The following is a 19,791-nucleotide window of genomic DNA, read 5'->3' as shown; positions in this document are numbered from 1 at the left end:
AACTCTTGTATAAGCCTGTGTTTTGGATAACGAACCACAGATGAACGCAGATAAACACAGATAAAATATCGCTGTACATCTGTGTTTATCTGTAGTTCTTTTTAGTCCGATTTGGATTTTTGCAAGAGATAAAAAAGTTTAATCCTGGTTTTACAGTCCTTTTTCCTGGCTGCTAGTCAGTGTTCAAGCATTATTGGAAAGACTGGGGGCGTTAGCGAAACGTCTTTGCCACAAAATCGCTGCCGAATTAGCCAACAAGCAGGTAATTGCTAGCCATAACAAGATATATGTAGGAGCCATCACTACGCCAGCCATGAACCAAGTATATACGTGCAATACCATCACTAAAGCAAAAATACTGGCAAATGCAGCAGCTTTCCAGACTTGATGTGATGGGCGGTGTACTACCGTCAGGATAATGGTCAACAATGTGGCAAGCAAGTTCGCTGGCACGAGAAATGCACAAATACTCACACAGTTGGCGCGGGAGAACTCAGCTAAGGTGTTGAAATCGAGCATCAATGTGTTGGGATAATGTTCGTATTCTAACAAATTAATATATTTTCAAATAATATAATTAACCTTAGCATACTATAGCAGTGTAAAAATTAATTATGTAACATAATTTAAAGTAATCTCTGGTATTTAAAATTGCTAATAGTAGGGTGGTGGGTAACACCCACCATAAGCCAAATTAGCCCATTAAAATTACTGTATCGATAACGTGAATTACACCATTATCTGCTTCAATATCTGCTGCTAGAACTGTGGCGTTTTTGACTTCAAAACCATCAGAACAATCAATTTTAATCGGCGAACCTTCTACAGAATTCACTGTACCGAGTTTTGCTAAATCAGCCTGTAGCAGCTTTCCTGGAACAACATGATATTTTAAAATTCGCGTTAGTTGAGGAATGTTCTGCACCAGAGTTTGTATAGTTCCCGGTGGTAATTTAGCAAAGGCATCATCATTTGGTGCAAACACAGTAAACGGCCCAGGACTTTTTAATGTCTCTACTAAACCAGCAGCTTGTACAGCCGTTACCAAAGTTTTAAAAGAGTCAGCAGCAAGGGCAATATCAACAATATCAGCCATGTATTTTACCTAAATTTCTGTCAAACATAATAAAGTATAGTGAAACAATTTTAATTTTTATTAACCTATTAAATTAAAATTTAGGGCATCGAACATTTTATGATAAACATAGAAAAATCTCTTTGTAGACAAAATGTCCGAGCGTAGGTATGCCATTCTAGGAACTGGTGCATTAGGCGGATTTTATGGTGCTAAACTGCAAAAAGCTGGATTGGATGTCCACTTCTTGCTGAAAAGTGATTATGAATATGTCAGCAGATATGGTTTAGTCGTTGAGTCTATAGAGGGTGACTTCACGCTTCCCCAAGTTAACGCCTACCACAGTGTAGAAAAGATGCCTAAATGCGATGTGGTAGTAGTAGCGCTGAAGACGACACAAAATCATTTACTACCGCAGCTATTACCACCTATGCTCAAAGATAATGGAGTGGTACTGGTATTACAGAATGGGCTGGGCATAGAAGAAGAAGTTGCCCAAATTGTTGGCAATGTTAGCGTTATTGGTGGGTTGTGTTTTCTGTGTTCCAATAAAGTAGGGGCAGGGCATATCCGCCACCTCGATTATGGACAAATTACTTTAGGAGAATATACCTCTGGCTATTATGCTGGTGGGATTACTGAAAGGATGCAGCTAATTGCCGCTGATTTTATAAGTGCTGGTATTGCAATGGAATTAGCCGAAGACTTACTCCTAGCGCGATGGAAAAAACTAGTGTGGAATATCCCCTATAATGGGCTTTCTGTAATTCTCAACGCGAGAACAGATGAATTAATGGCTCATGTTCACACTCGTAAGTTAGTTGAACAGTTGATGCATGAAGTCGCAACGGGTGCTAAAAGTTCGGGGCGTATCATTCCTGATAGTTTCATTCAAACAATGCTCGATTATACGGTGAAGATGAAGCCTTACCGCACCAGCATGAAAATTGACTACGACGAACGCCGTCCCTTAGAGGTAGAAGCAATTTTTGGCAACCCCTTACGAAAAGCGCAAGCAGCAGGTGTAAATTTATTGCAGATTAACTGTATATACCAACAACTTAAGTTTATAGATGCAAAAAGCAGAGTGGGAAAATAGGATATTTCTTGATTTTTTTTACTAATTAGAATCTAACACTTTTAATTATTAATTTTGCTAAATCACAAATAGCAAAGCCATAGCTAATATGGCTTTGCCCGTTTCCAGATGCCTTGATACGAATTTTGAGCCTATTCCACTAATATAAAAATGTGATAACCCACTTCTTGAATTAGATATTTTGGTTTATAAAATCACAAAAAAGTTTTCAGTAACTTAATAACATAATTTCCAGGATTATATTCAAAGCTTCAAAGTAAAAAATTAAACTTTATAACCAAAGAATATAAAGTTTTAAATAATTCAGCTTTAACCAATTCAGTATAATTGCGCTTTAAAAATTAATTGTCTATATGTTAAATTTTTATTAACTATCTGTTTTGATAGTTATGAATTTTTAATTTAAGTGAAAAAAGTAAAAGTTTAGTTTTTTAAATATGAATAAATTGAAGAAAGCATCTAAGAAATATTAGGTTTTATCGAGATAATTTATTACCTTTATTAACAAGATAAATTCATAAAGATATACAAGTATTGAATACGACACCAGAGATTATTGAGGCATCCTCTAATCAGAATATCTCTATGTTATTAATAAGTAATAAGTAATAATTTCAGTTCATCAAGGAAAAATCAATGAAAGAAAGCCGAATTAACGCGTGGGCTATTGATTGGAAAAAAATACTGAAAATAAAACATTTTTTGCATCGATTACAAAACAAGGTTTTGTGGATATTTAACCATAAACTACCAGAATTTTTAACAGAATACTTAAGCCTATTACAGTTTCTTTGGTTAGTGCATATTGGCAGTAAGCCTTTGACCGTTAGCCAGAAATCTGCAATGATCATCGCACCGCACCAGGATGATGAAGTGTTAGGTTGTGGTGGTTTGATAGGACTCAAGCGAGAACAGAATATACCAGTCCAGATTGTTTTTATAACAGATGGAGCCGCTTCTCATAGCTGGCATTCCGATTTTAAATCTGGCGAAATTGTTCCAATTCGTAGGCAAGAAGCACTTACATCTTTGAGTATTTTAGGTGTTGACTCCTCGCACATTCACTTCCTCGACAAACCTGATAGTAAACTACAGTATCTTGACCTAAATACACGTCAACAAATAATTGAGGAACTGGCTCAACTTTTGTTGTCTTTTCAGCCTGGGGAGGTTTATGTCCCCCATCGTCAAGATCGTACCAAAGACCATGAAGCAACTTATGAATTAGTTAAAACGGCTATAAGGCTTGCTGGAATTAAGGTTGAGCAGATACAGTATCCTATCTGGATTCTCTATAAGTCTTTACTGTTTCGTGACTTGAAACTGCATGAGTTAGCAGGCGCTTACTGTTTATCGATTCATTCTATTCAAAGTAAGAAGACAAAAGCAATTAAAGTCTACCGCTCTCAATACGAAGCCATAGATGTCGGCTTATCTCCTGTTCTCAAGCCCGCTTTTCTACGACGTTTTTCATTGCCTTATGAGGTTTTCTTTAAAACTGATTCTGTAATGCCCAATGATTAATCTAGCATAACGATACTGATTAAATTACACATTTACTAAATAGAAATTTATGGCAAAAGTTCAAAATACATTGCAGACTATAAATCAAAACTTACAACTACCTGTCGACCTAGACGGCATATCGCTCCCTCAAGAATTACCACCAATTGTTTTAATAGCTTTTACTCGTCCTGACCTTCTCAAGCAAGTTCTTCCGGCAATAGCTCAACAGACCTTACGCCCACGACAAATTTTAGCTTTTGTTGATGGCCCTCGCAACGCAAACGATAAACTTTTAATTGAAGAATGCATTAACTTATTAACAGAATTCTCCGATACTGTCCCAGTTAAAATTATAAATCAACCTCACAATTTAGGTTGTGATGTAAATGCTATTTCTGCACTTACAGAAGCTTTGTCACATTATCCGGCTGTTGTTTATTTAGAAGATGACGTTGTTCCAAATCCTTATTTCTACGATAGGATGTGTCGGATGTTGGAAGCTTACCGTGAAATTCCTCAAGTGTTTTCAGTTACAGCTTATGCAAACTTTCCTAGTGAGGTGCGTCAACTCATATCAGATGATTTTATGGTATCTAAGCGGGTATTTGCCTTGGGCTGGGGAACTTGGGCAGATCGTTGGCAGGATTTAGATCTCTCTAACTACAAGCAGGGCTATAATCCTTTTGGCAAATTTTATGATATTCCTGCAACAATACAGACAAAATATACGATTGTAAATCAATTTTTTATAGAAAAAGAAAAAAAACAAGATTGGGTTATTACACTCACTCTAGCCGCCTTATATAAAGGCTACGTCCATATCACGCCGATGGCATCCTTTATACACAATATCGGGTTCGGTCATCCTCAAGCAAAAACATACAGCGCAGGAGGAGAACCCGCCTGGGCAAACGCACATAGTGATTCATCTGCCTGTCTGAAAAGGTTACCACCTAGCCTTGATTTAATCAACATATTAGCAGCTCCCCTTGACGGAGTAGAGTTGGCTAGACACTTGGAAAGTTGTGGAGGTATATGGTTAAGTCCATCAGATACATGGCAACTATTGCGTAAGTATAACGGGTGGCAAAGTAGAATAGCGTTTTTGAAGCTCTTCTTTAGTCGAGTGCGGATTTTGGTAAGACGCTGGCTAGCTGGAAGACCAGTATAAGGCAATACGGTTCAGTTAGTGATATTCGATTCCAGAAGATCCCCCCAACCCCCCTTTTTCTAAGGGGGGCTTAATTCCCTCCTTTTTAAGGAGGGTTAGGGAGGATCAACTCTTATCTGAACCGTATTGCAGTATAAGGTTTTGCGATTGCTACCCTACGGTCGCAATGATGAAATTATGTTAATGACGCGCGCAATCGCCACCTTTAACGAAATGCACGTACCCAGACAAATTAAAAAAGTACAAACAGCAATGGATTTTCTTTAAAAATAAGCAGATATGCCGCCCTTTACTACACTATAAGCTAGGCTATCGAATACCCAAAATCTCAGAAATTGCCCCTACAACATCAAGATAGAAGTTGCCACCCACTGCTCGAAATAACTCAAATTTCGAGCCAGGGGCACCAAAAAATGGTCTGAGAAACCATCCCAACTGCATACCTACAAAAGCATAAAGAAATAACCAGGATCTTAAAATAGTAGTGCGAGTTTTTTTGCCAACTTCATCTTGTTGAGAAAGCAACTGCATTCCTTCATAGAGGAACTTGATGCCAAATATACCTGTGATGCCAAAAATTAATACATTTAATAGTTTAAAAAATTGATAAGAATTGGGGGCAGTGATCATAAAGAATAATGTCACTGGTGCCAAGCTGAACAAAAGCACACTAATGACTGACACAGATGTAAGCAACACAACAAAATGTTGTTGAAAACTGCTACGGGAACCAAATAAAACATTAAAAAAGAATAGAGTAGGAAAACAAATAATTAGTGTTAGCAAATAAAATGCTGGAAGTTTAATAGCACCAGATATTGCTTGTGCCCAGCTATGAGATGCACCAATAATTGCACCATAAATAGCAAAAGAAATGGAACTAGCGACAAATAGTGAGCTAATTTTACTTTGTAACCTTACTTCTTGACGAATTTCTTCTAAAAAAGCCTGGCGATCGCGTAATAAACTAATTAAAGTTCCAAAGTATCTATTTTTGTAAGTTGGTTTCTCAAGCATAATAATTGGTATTAGATTTTTGTGTTGTGAACTAATTAATAAACTACTAGATCATGGCTCAGGAACGAATTCCTAAGAGATAGCCAATAGCTTGAATAACGCTCAAATAAAAACTTCCTTCTCTGTCCCTAAATAGTTGAAAGGCAGAGTTAGGTGTACCAAAAAAAGGTCTAAGAGTCCATCCCAACTGACTTCCTACAAAAGCATACAAAAATAGCCAGAATTGTAAGATTCTCTGGCGGGTTTTGCTACCTTCATTGTCTTGTTCTAATACTGAACTTGTAGCTTGATATAAAGAAGAAATTCCAATAAATCCAGTTAAAGAAAATATAACTACATTTAGTAAAATCAAAAATTGGTAATTATTAGTAGTAATTAAAAAAAATAATGTAATTGGTGCAAAGCTGAATAAAAGCACACTAGTAACCGACACCGCAGTTAATACCAGTACTAAATGTTGAGAAAAGCTCCGCTTAGAGCCAAAAATAATATTAGAAAAATACAATGTGGGCAAACAAATTAGCAGTGTAATTAAATATAAAGCTGGTAGTTTAACAGCAGAAGATAAAGCTTGCATCCAACTATGGTATGCACCAATAATGCCGCCATAGATGGCAAGAAATATCGAACTGCAAACTAATAAAGAGATGATTTTACTAGGTAATCTTACACCTTGACTAATTTCTTCTAAAAAAGCTTGGCGATCGCGCAGTAAGTTAATCAATACTGCAAAGTATTTTGTTCCTGGGGATTGCCTTTCAATCATCTTCATCCTCACACAAATTTTCTCGTAAAGACGCGGTTAATCATCTCTGCAATGCATCGTGTCAAATTTTTACCGAATCATCCATCAGCATAATCACTGCCAGACCCAAACTGCCAGCCATCAACTAAACGATGCCAATAATATTGTTGTTGACTTGGCAGGTGCTTAACCAATGTTTCTAGCATTGGACTCAGCCAAAATAAGGCAGTATAAACACTTAAATTCCCATAATGCACCATCCAATCTAACAAGCTTGCCAAACCTACTTGGGGAATTATTTTGACAATTAATCCCGGATTGGCGAAACCAGTTTTTAAAAGTGTTTGCGTCAGCGCTGGAAACTGCACTATATCTTGCAAAAATGGTTTGAGTACGGTTATACCTAGTTGTTCCATTTCTTCAAACACTGCTGAAAGTAGTTGGTTAATTTGATCTGGAGCAATTTTTTGATCCACACCAACACTCATTGCCCTTTGAAACAACCAAGTAACAGCTAGGCTTGGCTGGTAAGGTTGCAACATAGCCAACGCTTTTGCAGATAGTTGGTTTGTTTGTAGTGCTTCACGAATGCCAAATGTTAAACGCCGCAGGTGACGTACCATAGCGCCAAAGCCGCCAAAACTTAAAGGAGATTGGCTACCACTGCTATCTCCTACTGGCAGAATGCGATTCCAAGGAGTTTTGAGAGGACTTTGACGATAAGCAGGAAAGAAGCCAAACAACGCCCGTTGAAACTTCAAATTGCTCAATTCCACACCCTGATATTCTGGTAAGAGGCGTAAATATTCTTCAAACAAAGCTTCTAGACTCAAGCGTTGTGGGTTTGCATCCATGTAGGTAAATAAGTAAGTTGTTCTACCATCCCTTGCTGGAAAAGCTTCCCAGAAGTATTGGCATTGATTTTGCAAGGATGTGAATGATAACAACAAATCGCCAGAGTTATTTTCCAGAAAACCTTGGGCATAACTTCCTACCACCAAGCAAAGCGCATCGGGTTTCTGCCCTTGGCGTGCTTGTTGGGTAATGGGAGATAAATGTCCCATTGCATCGATCAATAATCGAGTTTTGAGTTGGTTGTTTACCATCACCCCATTGGGATGGATTGCTGCCTCACTAAAGGGAGTATTTTCTAACAACTTACCCCCAGCAGCTAAAAATCGGGTTTTTAATGTAGCGAGTAGATAAACTGGATCTACACCAATGTTGAGAACATCCTCTACCCAGACTTCTTTGCCACCCTGAAAGCTAACTCTAGCAGGGTTATATTCGGTGGCGATCGCTTGGTTTAATTCCTCATCTGTCAACAAATTTAATTCCAAAAATACTTCTAATTCTTTGCGAGAAATATTCCACTCTTGTTCTCTACCACGCAACATTCCCCGCTCAATCAACGCTACCTTAACTCCCTGCACAGCTAAGGCACAACCAATCAAAATACCCAAAGTACCACCACAGACAATTACATCCCAGTCCACAGCGTCTAAAGGCTGCTGATTTTCTTTAATTACCATTGGTATCGGTGCATGATCTGCCCTTAGAGATGCCAAGATGCGATCGGCGCGACGCAAACCTCCCATAAGATCGCCTGGTAGTTGGGAGAGAATATCTTCAGTGATGCTCATATTGAATAACCCCTTGAATAATTAGCATCTGCCCCTGGCAATACTAAAAATTTTAATTCTCACAAATTGAAATCCAATTTTATATTTTTCTCTATGATTTGTATACATCTGTCTTCAGTAGGGTTAATCCATAGATGTATCTTGTTACTTTTGATTGTGAGATTTAAAAATTAAAATCGGAATTTATACGCTACATTCCGCTATATTCCTATACTTTTATAGTTTTCTAAACTTTCTTCTCTATGATTTGTATACATCTGTCTTCAGTAGGGTTAAACCACAAATATACTTTTGTTACTGTTGATTGCAGATTCAATAATAACAATCGGAGTTTTGCATGACATTTACCCAAACTAACGATCAAACCATTCGTGAATATATCCAATCTTGGCAGAGATTAGATGTAGATGAACAGCTTGGTTTATTTTGGTTTATCTACAAAGAAATGGGTGGATCAATTACTCCAGCAGCCCCAGGTGCAAGCACTGTTTCCCCAGAAATTGCCGAAGGTTTATTCAACCAAGTTAAAGAATTATCCCACGAAGAACAACTGCAAGTTCAGCGTGATTTAATTAACAAAGCAGATACCCAAATTTCCCGTGAATATGGTTCTCTAGGCGATACCACCAAGTTACTATTTTGGTATCGTTTATCTCAAGGTATGGATAGTGCTACGATCATCCCTGTACCTCCTGAGTACAAGCTTTCCTCAGAAGCTCAAGCGCTGTTGAATAAGATTAAAGAATTATCTTTTGAGCAACAAATTACTCTTTTCCGTGATTACGTTGCGCCAATGGGTGCTGAAGCAAAATCAGGTGCTGAAATTTAGATTTTGATTTTTTGCATCCGCTTGATTGTGTAACTTAAAGTAAGGTTCCTGTAGCTAGTAGGTTACAGGAACCTTTGATGCGATCGCTAGTTTTCTCAATCTCTATTTCCGCTTCATAAGGGAAAATTTCCACCAACATATCTGGGAAAAGAATCCAAAAGCATTGATAGTTCTTTAGTACTAGCAAAAACTCGATAAATTAATAAAATCCCCACAATTGCTGTGGGGAAGGAATTTTGTGAGTCACTCAATACGTGTCCGACTAAATCTGAGTTTAAAATGGACAGGCTGCGATAATATCCACCTTAAGGTATTAATTAAAAAGACATAGAAACTAAATCACCAAATAACCGTTTAATCGCTCTGTGTAATGCCTTTATCATCAAATTTATGCAAAATTATCACAAAACCATCAAAATAGGCTTTTAAAGTTAGATTACTAGTTCTGGCGTCAGCTAACATTAAATTACTTCATCCTTTTGATAGATACTTAAATATACCAAAGGATTGAATCAATACTCTGACAAACAGACTGATAATATTTATCGCTGGTATATTACTTTTTAGTCAACCCTGATTAATTTCAGGGTTTTATATTACTTGCAAGTATTTTTGCACTCTTTGCTCAAGCATCAATATCAGTAAATTTCAAGAAAGGTTACATTAAATCACTGAATTTTATTTTATAACTATAGTGCTTATTTGAGTCTCTAATACTGATTCGATAGCCACTAAGTATTTTAGATTTTGATAAATACCGTAATAATGCGGACAAATTGGCGAACATAGCTTTGTTAAATGTACTTAATTATAGAAAAACTTACGGTTAAGTAGATAAAAATTTCACAAAACTAGTTACTTACCTCAGTAATGACGAATACAACCAGAGCAATTAGACTATGTTTTCAAAGAGATTACACAACGCCTAAGAGGTCACGTTGTAAGACTTCCATCTCCTCATGGCAAGTTGAGTCAGTTCGCTCAATAAAACCGTAGTAGCCAGCTACGGTTTTTTTTTGCGAGAAAAAACTCAGGCTTAACAGTATCAAAATCATTTGAAGATATCCCCGTTAGTTTAAGTAAAACCGCGGGAAGAATAATCTGGGTCTGGGATAAGGCATACATATAATTGCAGCGTTTTCCCTAGTTTAGGCTCGTCATAAGTGTTTCTGGAGTTCACCATGATTGAGAAATTAGTCTATATCACCAACCAAAATACAGATGCATTGGTAGATATAGTGCTGGGGTTTTATCTTGACGGAGATGCCGTTGATCGGCAACAAATTGAACGCGAGCTGATTAACTTAGGAGTTAAACATCAGCTTGGCAGTGGACGGGAATTAGTACAAAAACTGCGGCAATTAGCAGCAGATAGGGGATTATAGAAGTTATAAGGAAATAGGGAACAAGGGTAATCCTCAACAACATTTATTTTTCCGCTGATTACCCAGTTCCTTTGACTCTATACATCTATACAAATCTTAAAGCCTTGCTTCTACAAGTGCCACGGGGTTATTGCTAGTACTTGCGATTCGCTGTTGCAATTCTTGCCAACGCACGCCTTCTAGATTAGGTAAAACTACATTAGCTCTACCGACTCGCTCAACAGGCCCAAGCCCAACAGTCCACATACCTGCGGCTGTAGCTGCTTCTATTCCTGCTGTGGCATCTTCTACCACAAGACACTGTGATGGTGAAACCCTAAGCTGTTGGGCAGCAAAGAGGAAAAGGTCTGGCGCTGGTTTTGGTTGAGAGACGCTGTAGCCATCGGCTATAGCATCAAATTTATCTCGAATACCCAAGCGCTGAATTACAGTCTGAGCATTTTTACTAGATGAACCCAAGGCTACTTTTATCCCAGCAGAACGTAGTTCTTGCAATAGATTTGCTACTCCAGGCAGCAAATGGGCAGTTGTAATGTTTTGGATTAATTTCAGGAAGTAGTTGTTTTTACGCTCCATAATTTCCTGAATTTGCTCTTCAGTGGCGGGGCGATCGCCTAAAATTTTTAACAGTGTTTCCCGACGTGGTAATCCTCGAATGGCGTCATTGGCTTCACGATCAAAAGGAATACCTTCTTCATCGGCTACTCGCTTCCAGCCTAAATAGTGTAATTCCGAGGTATCAGTTAACACACCATCTAAGTCAAAAATGACACCACTAATTGCGGGGACTGAAGTTTGCAGATTTACATCTGCTTGTTGGTCGGCAATTTCCATGTCTGTTTCTTGTCGCAAATCGAAGTCATACCACTCATTGCGCCATTGCAGGCGGAATTTCAAGCGCTTCCAACTCGGAGGCAGATTGGGACAGGCAACTGGGCCAAATTGAGTCATTCGGATACCACCAAACCCAAATACCACAGCTTGCCATACTCCTCCAGCACTGGCCGCATGAATTCCTTCAGCTGCGTTACGCCTGACATCTTCCAAGTCTACCAATGCTGACCGGAGAAAATGCGTGTATGCGTGAGTTGGTTGATTGAGGTCGCAAGCTAAAATAGCGTGAATTGCTGGGCCGAGTGAGGAACCATAAGTATGGTCGGTGCGCTTGGTGTAATAATCCCAGTTGCTTGCCAAGGTTTTATAATCATAACGCCCGCGTAGCAAGTAGAGGAGCATCAACACATCTGGCTGTTTGAGAATCTGCTTTTCGTTGGTGGCTTCAATTCCCAGTAAACCTTGCAGAGATTTGCTGCGTGGTTCGTAATCCGCGAGGTTGACATCTTCTAGTTGGAAAAAACCTTCAAATTGCTCAATTAAGCCAGTTAATGCATCTTGATTAACAAATAAATGCTCTTGGATATCAACCCATTTGTGCAGACGTTCTGTAGTCAAGTCAAGTTGTTGCGCTAGTTGGGCTGAGGTTTCGGGACAGGCTTGCTTGAGCCAATCCCAAAGTGCTAAAGCTGATTGCAAATGCCACTGCACCATCAGATTGGTGAAGGCGTTATTATTGACGCGATCGTGATTTTCATCGGGGCCAATCACATCTAAAATGTCATAGCAGTTGCGATCGCTGTTCCACTGAACCCGACTTTCCCAGAAAACAGCAGTATCTAAGAGAATTTCCGCACCATAATCGCGCATCCAATCATCATTATCGGTAAACTGCCAATAGTGCCAAACAGCATAGGCTATGTCAGCAGTAATATGAACTTCGATATCACCACACCAGATCCGCACTAATCCACCGTTGGCATCTGGTACCCAACGAGGAGTCACTTCATCTCCAGTATCGGCACTTTCCCAAGCAAACATGGCTCCTTGATATCCAGCTTCCTGCGCTTTGCGTCGCGCCCCTGGTAGAGTGTGATAGCGGTAGGTGAGCAAGTTACGTGCCAGGGCAGGTTGAGTTAAGGTGAGGAAGGGAAGAATAAAAATTTCCGTATCCCAAAAAATATGTCCCCGATAGGCAAAACCAGAGAGGGTTTTAGGAGGAATGCTAACGCGGTCATCATGACGTGGTGCAACAGCCAGTATTTGAAAAAGATTGTAGCGGACGCTCAACTGAGCTTGGCGATCGCCTTCAATAATAATGTCACTGTCTTGCCACACTTGTTCCCATGCCGCAATGTGAGCTGCTAGCAGGGTTGAGTAATTCGGTTCATCTGCTAGTGTTTGTAGAGCTGCTGCGATCGGAATTTCTGTCTCCCGTGATGTAAATACGGTGACAATCTTTTCTACAGTAACGGTTTTTCCTGGTACTGCACGGAAAGTTGTGGTTAAAGTTGGGGAAGTATCAGCATTTTCTAAGCATACGGGTGCTGCATTTTCACCCTCTACCACTAACTTAGCTGCCATACCCAGTTGAATTTCTGAGTGGTGAGTTTGATTGTACTGCCAGATAATTTGCTCTACACCACCTTGATTGAGAGTTTTCCAATGTTTGATACCTTGGGTATCTGGTTCAGGGTTTAACACAGCTTCGACCGAGATATCACCCTCAAAGTCTAAGGATGTCACCTGAGTGCGAATCGCTAAAACGTGTTGATTTGCCAAACTAGCGAAACGCTCGAAGTGTAAATCTAAAGTGTGACCCTTGGGGGAACGCCAACGCACATCACGACTCACTATACCCAAACGCAGATCCAGCCGTCGTTCGTAGTTAAGAATCTCACCACTGTCCATGCTAAAGCGATCGCCTGCCACTTTTACCACCAATGGCAGCCAGCTAGGGCAATTGACAAGTTCGGTATAGGCAATTGCAACTTTGTCATACACACCGTGAATAATTGTTGCTGGGAAATCTTGAGGATAGCCTTCTTCAAAAGTACCCCGCGTTCCTAAGTAACCGTTGCTGATAGTAAAGACGGTCTCTTTATGGTGTAGCTGCGTGGGGTCAAATTCCGTTTCAATAACGTTCCAGTCTGTAGCTTCTAGCAGTGCTTGATTGTGTTGAGAATTGCGAACGGATACGTTAGACATAAGTAAATAAGCCTAAATCTTCGGAGCTAGCTTGGGGCAGGATGAAATAACCTTTTTAGGAATTAATTGAATAATTCGCTCTCTTCCTTCTTCGTCTTGACTTTGATACAGTCTCAACGGAAAACATTGACGTTCTGAATAACAGCAAGTTTTCGATTTCATCCATCTCTAGTTAGATTTATTAATAACTCATGTCTCAAGACATTAACATCAGAAATTTTATGAATCTATACATTTATTTCGTTGGCTTCCCAAAATAAAGGTAATATGTAACTTTCATCAGGAGAGCCACTAATTAAGGTAGGAAAACGTTTCCGGCTTTGAATACCAATAACATCTGTTTCGGGAACAGAGGAGCAACCCTACCTATACACAGTAATTTGAATAATTATTACAGTATAAACAACTACTACAAAATTTTTAAATTAAAATTTTAGATTTTAGATGAAACACCTAGTGCTTCCGTGTCTGGTACGCTAGCTGTAACCAAAATGCGAGTCGAATCTCCTTTACTACAAAATATCACTCCTGCTGCCAGTAATCAGATAACACACCAAGAAATTACTGACTCTGCAACATGCCAAGGAATTGTCCAACTCTACACAGCAGATGCAAAGTGAGATCAGAACAGCGAGGCATTAATAGGTAGCAAACGTTTTCAAGCAAATAATCTTGAGAATTTACAGCGCGTTGTTCGCAATTTTGAAACGGCAATGGGCTTAGAGGTTGTTTGAAAAGTAGTTGACTGTGATTTTAAGCACTTATTGATCCCCCCTAGCCCCCTTAAAAAGGGTGGAAAACTTCTTAAAGTTCCTTTTTTCAAGGGGGGGAATTTAGGGGGTTCTAAAATGTTTTGCTACCAACAAGAGAACTTTTAAAACATCCTCTTAGATACTGTAAGAAATGAATATACATTGCACGGCCAAACTCATCAGTGGTTTATGCCAGAAAAACGCCACAACTAATGTAAATGCCTTAAATGAAAAAGTTTACGCCGAATTATTTTTGACTCCGAATTCAGATTCTTGGTTAGGGCTAATGAGCAATGATAGTTACAATGCCATTGATAATGATGGAATCCGTAAGTAATGCTGTAACTTTGCATTAATAATTTAATTGTGTATGAAATTTTTTAGAGCTTTTAGAAAATGTAGTATTTTCTAAAAGTCATGAAATAAAATTATTTACCTGCGATTGTTTGCGCTGTTACAACCCGGATTTTTTAAAGAGTTTAATATACGTCAAGAGCATAAGAAAACAAAAGTCTTTTACATAAGGATAAATAAGTCTTTCACCATTTAAAGGCTTGTTTTTGCTGTATCAAACTATACTATACTATGTATTTGCTTTGTCAACAATTCCCAAAGTTTTTTATGGTTTTGAAACGATAAATCCACAGATAATTAACCAAAAAAGGAAGTTCCACGTTATTCCAGAAAAATATCCTGCGTTTTGCTAATTATTCAGGGTTTAGACAAATTAGTTGCTTTCAAAACTAAAATTTTCAGATTTTCTGCGCCACCAGTAAGAGGTAATCTATGGTGCAAAACTCAAAGTTAGGGTACACATTGTCCCCTAAATCTATTCTGCGTCCATCCGTTATTATAAGTATAATTGCATCTTTATTGGTTGGTGGAATCAGTTTTTATACAGTGAAACGTTGGCAATATTCCGCTAATTCAGAGACACAAATACCAGCAAAAAAATTACTAGAAATCAAAACAGTAACAGCCTTGGGAAGGCTAGAGCCAAAGGGAGAAGTAATTAAAGTTGCTGCTACTGTGTCAGCAGAAGGGAGTCGGGTAGAAGAGTTGTTAGTAAAGGAAGGAGATAGAGTTCAAAAAGGTCAGATAATTGCTACCTTAGACAGCCGCGATCGCCTCCAAGCAGCATTCAAAGAAGTTCAAGAACAAGTAAAAGTAGCCCAGGCGAATTTGGCCAAGACGCAAGCAGGCGCTAAACGTGGTGAAATTGTAGCTCAACAGGCCGCGATCGCTCGTCTAGCAGCAGAACGCAAAGGCGACATTGAAATTCAAACAGCCACAGTTGCGCGCTTGCAAGCCCAAGTCCAAAATGCCGAAGTTGAAGACAAACGCTATCAGCTTTTGTATCAACAAGGAGCAATTTCCGCCTCTCAAAAAGACACCAGACACCTCACCCTAGAAAGTGCCCGTAAAAGTCTGCAAGAGGCAAAGGCACAGTTAAATCGTATTCAATCAGCCAGCCAACAACAACTCAAAGAAGCCACAGCTAACCTACAACGCATCTCCGAAGTTAGAGGTGTAGATGTAGCAGCTGCCCAAGCAGAAGTTAATCGTGCCCTAGCAGCCATGAATCTCACACAAGCAAATTTACAACAAGCTTATGTGCGATCGCCCCAAGATGGACAAGTATTTGAAATCCATACCCGTCCTGGAGAATTAGTATCAGATGATGGCATTGCCAGTATTGGGCAAACGAACCAAATGTATGCTGTTGCTGAGGTTTACGAAAGCGATATCAGCAAAGTACATCCTGGGCAGAGAGTACAGGTGTTTAACGATTTCCTTCCCAGCGAATTGCAAGGAACAGTAGATCGGGTTGGCTTACAGGTACGTCGGCAAAATGTGATCAACACCGATCCCTCCAGCAATATTGACAGTCGAGTAATTGAAGTTCATGTGCGGCTAGATGATGCATCTAGCTCCAAAGCTGCCAAGTTTACCAATATGCAAGTCAAAGTAGTAATCCAACTATAAGACCAAATTTGGTTCTCCTCAAAACTTGCATCTGCTTTTTCGTCCGCCAATAAATTTATTTCTTGGCTCAAAGCTAAACTCAGCACTTAGTACTCACATCTCAGCACTGCTTATGATGGGATTTATCCAACAATTGCGGCGACGAACACCTCTGGGGTGGCTACAACTGAGTCATGAAAAAAGTCGGTTATTGGTAGCATTGTCTGGGATTGGCTTTGCGGATGTACTCATGTTCATGCAGTTTGGCTTTCAGAGTGCTTTGTATGACAGTAACACAAGACTACATCGCAGTTTGCGCTCAGACATAGTTTTAATTGGTTCCCAAACCCGTAACCTGCAAAGAATCTCTACGTTTTCTCGCCGACGACTTTACCAAGCTATGGATATACCAGGGGTGAAGTCAGCAGAAGCAATTTACGTCAGCAACATGATTTGGAAGAATCCCCAAACAAGAAATGACACAGAGATTCTTGTTATTGGGTTCAATCCAGACAAGCCAGCTTTTGACCTACCGGAAGTTAACCAACAATTGCAGGCGATCAAGCAGCCATACACCGTCCTGTTCGACCGTGGTGCTAGAGGTAAATACGAAGAAACGATCACCCAAATCGAACAAGGTAAAACGGTTACGACTGAAATAGAACGCCGCACGGTAACTATTCATGGTTTATTCAAAGTTGGGGCTTCTTTTGGGGCTGATGGCACTTTAATGACCAGCGACGAGAACTTTTTGCGGCTATTTCCTCGGCAACTGGCTTCCAATGTCAGTGTGGGTTTGATTCAAGTGCAACCAGATGCTGACAAAAAGCAGGTAGTAGCGGCATTAAGAGCTTACCTAAAAGATGATGTCAAAGTCTTGACCCACAAAGAATTTATTGAATTTGAAAATGACTTTTGGAGAAGAAACTCCCCCATTGGCTTTATTTTTAATTTGGGTGTATCGATGGGGTTTTCTGTGGGGGTAATTCTTGTTTATCAAGTTCTTTCCACGGATGTAAATGCCCATGTTAAAGAATATGCCACCTTCAAAGCAATAGGATATGGCAATTTATACCTGTTAAATGTCGTATTTGAAGAGGCAGTAATTTTAGCATTTTTAGGCTTCATTCCAGGCACGGCAGTATCTTTGGGGCTTTATTATCTAACTCGGAATGCCACAAACTTGCCTATGTACATGACAGCACTCCGGGCATTAAACGTATTGTTGCTGACAATTATCATGTGTGGTATTTCTGGAGCGATCGCTACTCGGAAATTACAGTCTGCTGACCCCGCCGATATGTTCTAAAAATAATTTGGAAATAGGGCATGGGGCATTGGGCATTGATTTTCATGACGAGCGTTGTGGGATTTTCCCGTGGGGGGCTGATTTTAAAAGTCCTAAGTAAAAATCTGTCTCTAGTCCCTTGTATTCTCTGTGTCCACCGAAGTTTGCTCAACGGGGGGAACCCCCGCACCGCAACTTCTCTCTGCGCCTCTGCGTGAGATTTTACGACTTAAATAAAATAACTCCATGTCTAGCAAAACGATCATTTCTATCCAAAATCTCGACCACTACTTTGGTTACGGTCAACTCCGTAAGCAAGTTTTATTAAATATCAACTTAGAGATTAAAACTGGTGAAATTATTATCATGACAGGGCCGTCTGGTTCTGGGAAAACAACACTGCTGACACTAGTGGGAGGGTTGCGTTCTCCCCAGTTTGGTAGTTTGCGGGTTTTGGGACGAGAACTTTGCGGTGCTAGTGCCCAGCAACTAGTAGAAGCGCGACGGCATAACGGTTATATTTTTCAAGCACATAACTTGCACGGTAGTTTGACAGCACTCCAGAATGTCAAAATGGGCTTGGAACTGCACAAGCATATTTCACTGCAAGAAATGCAAAGCCGAGCAGCTCTAATCTTAGAGCAGGTAGGATTAGGGCATCGCCTTCATTATTATCCTGATAAACTGTCAGGAGGACAAAAACAAAGAGTAGCGATCGCCCGTGCGCTAGTCAGTCATCCTCAACTTGTCCTAGCAGATGAACCTACAGCCGCCCTTGATAGTCAATCTGGTCGAGATGTAGTTAACTTGATGCAGAAACTAGCCAAAGAACAAGGCTGTACCATTCTCATGGTGACTCATGACACCCGCATTCTGGATATTGGCGATCGCATTATTCACCTGGAAGATGGTAAATTAAAGACTAAAGTTAAAATTTACAATTAAAAAACTAAAATTTAATCTTCCTTTTACCGCAAATTGATATGCAGTATTGCGGTGAAAAACATACTCATTAAAAAGACGCTAAAAGCCTAGAATTAAAAGTTTTTAAATTTTGAATTTCCTATAGCAGTATTATGTCGTCTCATTAAGTTTCACAATAGTAAAGAACCTTTACGGTTCTGCTCGCAATAGCAAAACTGCTGACACCTAAACAACGGTGCCAATTTACGATGCTTGAAAACCTCTTCGATGCTTACAGTCCTCTGTTTATTTGGATTGGTCTAGGACTTATATTATCTCGGTTCATCCCGGATAGTTTTCTGAGATTACTCGGTCAAGGACTTTACTGGGTAGGAGTCCCGCTGCAACTTCTAGTTTTAGCACGTCACACTAACTTGTCTCACGGTGGACTAATACCTGGGATAGCAGTACTAATCTTGCTGTTGAGTCTAGGGCTAGCAGTAATAATTTGGTGGGGGCTGCAAACTTTAACAAGTAGAAAATTACACCCAGAACGAGGTAAGCTGGATTTATCAGTTGATACTTCCAATGTTAACTCTCAGGCGCGGGCGAGTTTAGGAAGTTTTATTCTGGCTACGATTTTAGGTAATACAGGCTTCGTGGGATTGACACTCACACAGGTACTGACTAGCCCAGAAAATATGGACTGGGCGGTATTATTTAGTGTTACCAATAATGTTGTCGGTACATACGGAATCGCAGTCTTAATCGCTAGCTATTTTGGCAAAAGAGGCACAAAGAACCATTGGTGGATTCAGTTACGGGATTTATTAACTGTCCCCAGCTTGTGGACATTTTTTATTGGTTTGAATACTCAGTTTGTTCAATTACCAGAAGTAGTGGAGTCTGGACTAGAACAAGCTGTCTGGGTAGTGATTGCTTTCGCTTTGTTGCTAGTTGGTTTACGACTAAGGACGATCAAGGGCTGGAAAAGTTTAAAGATATCTCTAATTGCCAGTATGATGAAAGTTCTGATTGTGCCTATGCTAGTAGGTTTAGTTGCTACCTATTTAGGTGTGACTGGCGAAGAACGTTTGGTGCTGGTACTGATGTCTGGAACACCCACAGGGCTTTCTGTACTTATTCTGGCAGAAGTTTATGACCTAGATCGGAATTTGTTAGCTAGCAGTATTGGCTTGACTTTTGTAGGGTTATTTCTAGCACTTCCCCTGTGGCTTGTTTGGTTTGGTTAGAATAGATTCGGTTAAACTAAACAAAGGTAAACTATACTACCTAGATAACTTTGCCTAAGACAATCTGTTGTCTCTCAATATCCCACATAAATAAAATAATTATTTTTTCCAGGCCTTG

The 19,791-nt window shown here is 39.6% G+C and carries 17 protein-coding genes and 1 pseudogene; 11 read left to right on the top strand and 7 right to left on the bottom strand.

Features of this window, described 5'->3' with window-relative positions; all coding sequences use genetic code 11:
• Positions 1 to 183: 183 nt before the first annotated feature.
• Entirely contained in the window at positions 184 to 519 is a 336-nt protein-coding gene (locus tag AC5JL8_RS11475; RefSeq protein ID WP_495879902.1) for a hypothetical protein, read from the bottom strand.
• A 175-nt stretch (positions 520 to 694) separates the two neighbouring features.
• Positions 695 to 1,096 carry a fasciclin domain-containing protein gene (locus tag AC5JL8_RS11470; RefSeq protein WP_495879901.1) on the bottom strand — a complete coding sequence of 134 codons (402 nt, stop codon included), beginning with the start codon at positions 1,094 to 1,096 and terminating at the stop codon, positions 695 to 697.
• Positions 1,097 to 1,229: 133 nt separating this feature from the next.
• Here AC5JL8_RS11470 and AC5JL8_RS11465 point away from each other — a divergent pair, with 133 nt between their 5' ends.
• The 3 genes from AC5JL8_RS11465 (at position 1,230) to AC5JL8_RS11455 (ending at position 4,851) form a co-directional block, all read left to right on the top strand.
• Complete coding sequence (locus AC5JL8_RS11465; protein WP_495879900.1) at positions 1,230 to 2,174, top strand: putative 2-dehydropantoate 2-reductase; 945 nt, start codon at positions 1,230 to 1,232, stop codon at positions 2,172 to 2,174.
• Between the two features lie 636 nt (positions 2,175 to 2,810).
• Positions 2,811 to 3,698 carry a PIG-L deacetylase family protein gene (locus tag AC5JL8_RS11460; RefSeq protein WP_495879899.1) on the top strand — a complete coding sequence of 296 codons (888 nt, stop codon included), beginning with the start codon at positions 2,811 to 2,813 and terminating at the stop codon, positions 3,696 to 3,698.
• 49 nt (positions 3,699 to 3,747) lie between these two features.
• The gene (locus AC5JL8_RS11455) at positions 3,748 to 4,851 is read left to right on the top strand and encodes a glycosyltransferase family 2 protein (RefSeq protein WP_495879898.1); all 1,104 of its coding nucleotides are present in this window, start codon (positions 3,748 to 3,750) and stop codon (positions 4,849 to 4,851) included.
• Between the two features lie 309 nt (positions 4,852 to 5,160).
• Here the strand turns inward: AC5JL8_RS11455 and AC5JL8_RS11450 are convergent, their stop codons facing one another.
• From AC5JL8_RS11450 to AC5JL8_RS11440, 3 genes are all read right to left on the bottom strand, one after another.
• A complete protein-coding gene (locus AC5JL8_RS11450; protein WP_495879897.1) occupies positions 5,161 to 5,868 on the bottom strand; it encodes an actin-binding WH2 domain-containing protein in 708 nt (235 codons plus the stop codon).
• Between the two features lie 58 nt (positions 5,869 to 5,926).
• Positions 5,927 to 6,634: an actin-binding WH2 domain-containing protein gene (locus AC5JL8_RS11445; RefSeq protein ID WP_495879896.1), complete on the bottom strand. Its 708-nt coding sequence runs from the start codon at positions 6,632 to 6,634 to the stop codon at positions 5,927 to 5,929.
• Positions 6,635 to 6,711: 77 nt separating this feature from the next.
• Complete coding sequence (locus tag AC5JL8_RS11440; protein ID WP_495879895.1) at positions 6,712 to 8,256, bottom strand: FAD-dependent oxidoreductase; 1,545 nt, start codon at positions 8,254 to 8,256, stop codon at positions 6,712 to 6,714.
• A 337-nt stretch (positions 8,257 to 8,593) separates the two neighbouring features.
• On the opposite strand from AC5JL8_RS11440, the gene AC5JL8_RS11435 reads away from it, so the two are divergent.
• Complete coding sequence (locus AC5JL8_RS11435; RefSeq protein ID WP_495879894.1) at positions 8,594 to 9,085, top strand: orange carotenoid protein N-terminal domain-containing protein; 492 nt, start codon at positions 8,594 to 8,596, stop codon at positions 9,083 to 9,085.
• A 914-nt stretch (positions 9,086 to 9,999) separates the two neighbouring features.
• Here the strand turns inward: AC5JL8_RS11435 and AC5JL8_RS11430 are convergent.
• Positions 10,000 to 10,140 (bottom strand): hypothetical protein, encoded by a 141-nt coding sequence (locus AC5JL8_RS11430; protein WP_495879893.1) that lies wholly within the window; start codon positions 10,138 to 10,140, stop codon positions 10,000 to 10,002.
• Positions 10,141 to 10,266: 126 nt separating this feature from the next.
• On the opposite strand from AC5JL8_RS11430, the gene AC5JL8_RS11425 reads away from it, so the two are divergent.
• Entirely contained in the window at positions 10,267 to 10,470 is a 204-nt protein-coding gene (locus tag AC5JL8_RS11425) for a hypothetical protein (RefSeq protein WP_495879892.1), read from the top strand.
• Positions 10,471 to 10,566: 96 nt separating this feature from the next.
• On the opposite strand, the gene pgmB is transcribed toward AC5JL8_RS11425, so the two are convergent.
• On the bottom strand, positions 10,567 to 13,512 hold the full coding sequence (gene pgmB / locus AC5JL8_RS11420) for a beta-phosphoglucomutase (RefSeq protein ID WP_495879891.1): 2,946 nt from the start codon (positions 13,510 to 13,512) through the stop codon (positions 10,567 to 10,569).
• Positions 13,513 to 14,003: 491 nt separating this feature from the next.
• Between pgmB and AC5JL8_RS11415 the strand changes: the two genes are divergently transcribed.
• The 6 genes and pseudogenes from AC5JL8_RS11415 (at position 14,004) to AC5JL8_RS11390 (ending at position 19,673) form a co-directional block, all read left to right on the top strand.
• Entirely contained in the window at positions 14,004 to 14,132 is a 129-nt protein-coding gene (locus tag AC5JL8_RS11415) for a hypothetical protein (RefSeq protein WP_495879890.1), read from the top strand.
• A gap of 267 nt (positions 14,133 to 14,399) precedes the next feature.
• A pseudogene (locus tag AC5JL8_RS11410) lies at positions 14,400 to 14,601 on the top strand (hypothetical protein); the annotation flags it as partial.
• Between the two features lie 452 nt (positions 14,602 to 15,053).
• Positions 15,054 to 16,250, top strand: a complete 1,197-nt coding sequence (locus AC5JL8_RS11405; protein ID WP_495879933.1) for an ABC exporter membrane fusion protein — start codon at positions 15,054 to 15,056, stop codon at positions 16,248 to 16,250.
• A 115-nt stretch (positions 16,251 to 16,365) separates the two neighbouring features.
• On the top strand, positions 16,366 to 17,538 hold the full coding sequence (gene devC / locus AC5JL8_RS11400) for an ABC transporter permease DevC (RefSeq protein ID WP_495879932.1): 1,173 nt from the start codon (positions 16,366 to 16,368) through the stop codon (positions 17,536 to 17,538).
• 225 nt (positions 17,539 to 17,763) lie between these two features.
• Positions 17,764 to 18,462 carry a DevA family ABC transporter ATP-binding protein gene (locus AC5JL8_RS11395; protein ID WP_495879889.1) on the top strand — a complete coding sequence of 233 codons (699 nt, stop codon included), beginning with the start codon at positions 17,764 to 17,766 and terminating at the stop codon, positions 18,460 to 18,462.
• Positions 18,463 to 18,689: 227 nt separating this feature from the next.
• Positions 18,690 to 19,673 carry an AEC family transporter gene (locus AC5JL8_RS11390; protein ID WP_495879888.1) on the top strand — a complete coding sequence of 328 codons (984 nt, stop codon included), beginning with the start codon at positions 18,690 to 18,692 and terminating at the stop codon, positions 19,671 to 19,673.
• Positions 19,674 to 19,791 lie beyond the last annotated feature (118 nt).

This window comes from Mojavia sp. (assembly GCF_059505145.1).
The sequence above is the reverse complement of the archived record's forward strand: the minus strand, read 5'-3'. Positions and strand labels throughout refer to the sequence as shown.

Coding starts and splice junctions, on each gene's coding strand:
- AC5JL8_RS11475 (WP_495879902.1), bottom strand. CDS start 519: ATGCTCGATTTCAACACCTTAGCTGAGTTCTCCCGCGCCAACTGTGTG.
- AC5JL8_RS11470 (WP_495879901.1), bottom strand. CDS start 1,096: ATGGCTGATATTGTTGATATTGCCCTTGCTGCTGACTCTTTTAAAACT.
- AC5JL8_RS11465 (WP_495879900.1), top strand. CDS start 1,230: ATGTCCGAGCGTAGGTATGCCATTCTAGGAACTGGTGCATTAGGCGGA.
- AC5JL8_RS11460 (WP_495879899.1), top strand. CDS start 2,811: ATGAAAGAAAGCCGAATTAACGCGTGGGCTATTGATTGGAAAAAAATA.
- AC5JL8_RS11455 (WP_495879898.1), top strand. CDS start 3,748: ATGGCAAAAGTTCAAAATACATTGCAGACTATAAATCAAAACTTACAA.
- AC5JL8_RS11450 (WP_495879897.1), bottom strand. CDS start 5,868: ATGCTTGAGAAACCAACTTACAAAAATAGATACTTTGGAACTTTAATT.
- AC5JL8_RS11445 (WP_495879896.1), bottom strand. CDS start 6,634: ATGATTGAAAGGCAATCCCCAGGAACAAAATACTTTGCAGTATTGATT.
- AC5JL8_RS11440 (WP_495879895.1), bottom strand. CDS start 8,256: ATGAGCATCACTGAAGATATTCTCTCCCAACTACCAGGCGATCTTATG.
- AC5JL8_RS11435 (WP_495879894.1), top strand. CDS start 8,594: ATGACATTTACCCAAACTAACGATCAAACCATTCGTGAATATATCCAA.
- AC5JL8_RS11430 (WP_495879893.1), bottom strand. CDS start 10,140: ATGATTTTGATACTGTTAAGCCTGAGTTTTTTCTCGCAAAAAAAAACC.
- AC5JL8_RS11425 (WP_495879892.1), top strand. CDS start 10,267: ATGATTGAGAAATTAGTCTATATCACCAACCAAAATACAGATGCATTG.
- pgmB (WP_495879891.1), bottom strand. CDS start 13,512: ATGTCTAACGTATCCGTTCGCAATTCTCAACACAATCAAGCACTGCTA.
- AC5JL8_RS11415 (WP_495879890.1), top strand. CDS start 14,004: ATGCGAGTCGAATCTCCTTTACTACAAAATATCACTCCTGCTGCCAGT.
- devC (WP_495879932.1), top strand. CDS start 16,366: ATGGGATTTATCCAACAATTGCGGCGACGAACACCTCTGGGGTGGCTA.
- AC5JL8_RS11395 (WP_495879889.1), top strand. CDS start 17,764: ATGTCTAGCAAAACGATCATTTCTATCCAAAATCTCGACCACTACTTT.
- AC5JL8_RS11390 (WP_495879888.1), top strand. CDS start 18,690: ATGCTTGAAAACCTCTTCGATGCTTACAGTCCTCTGTTTATTTGGATT.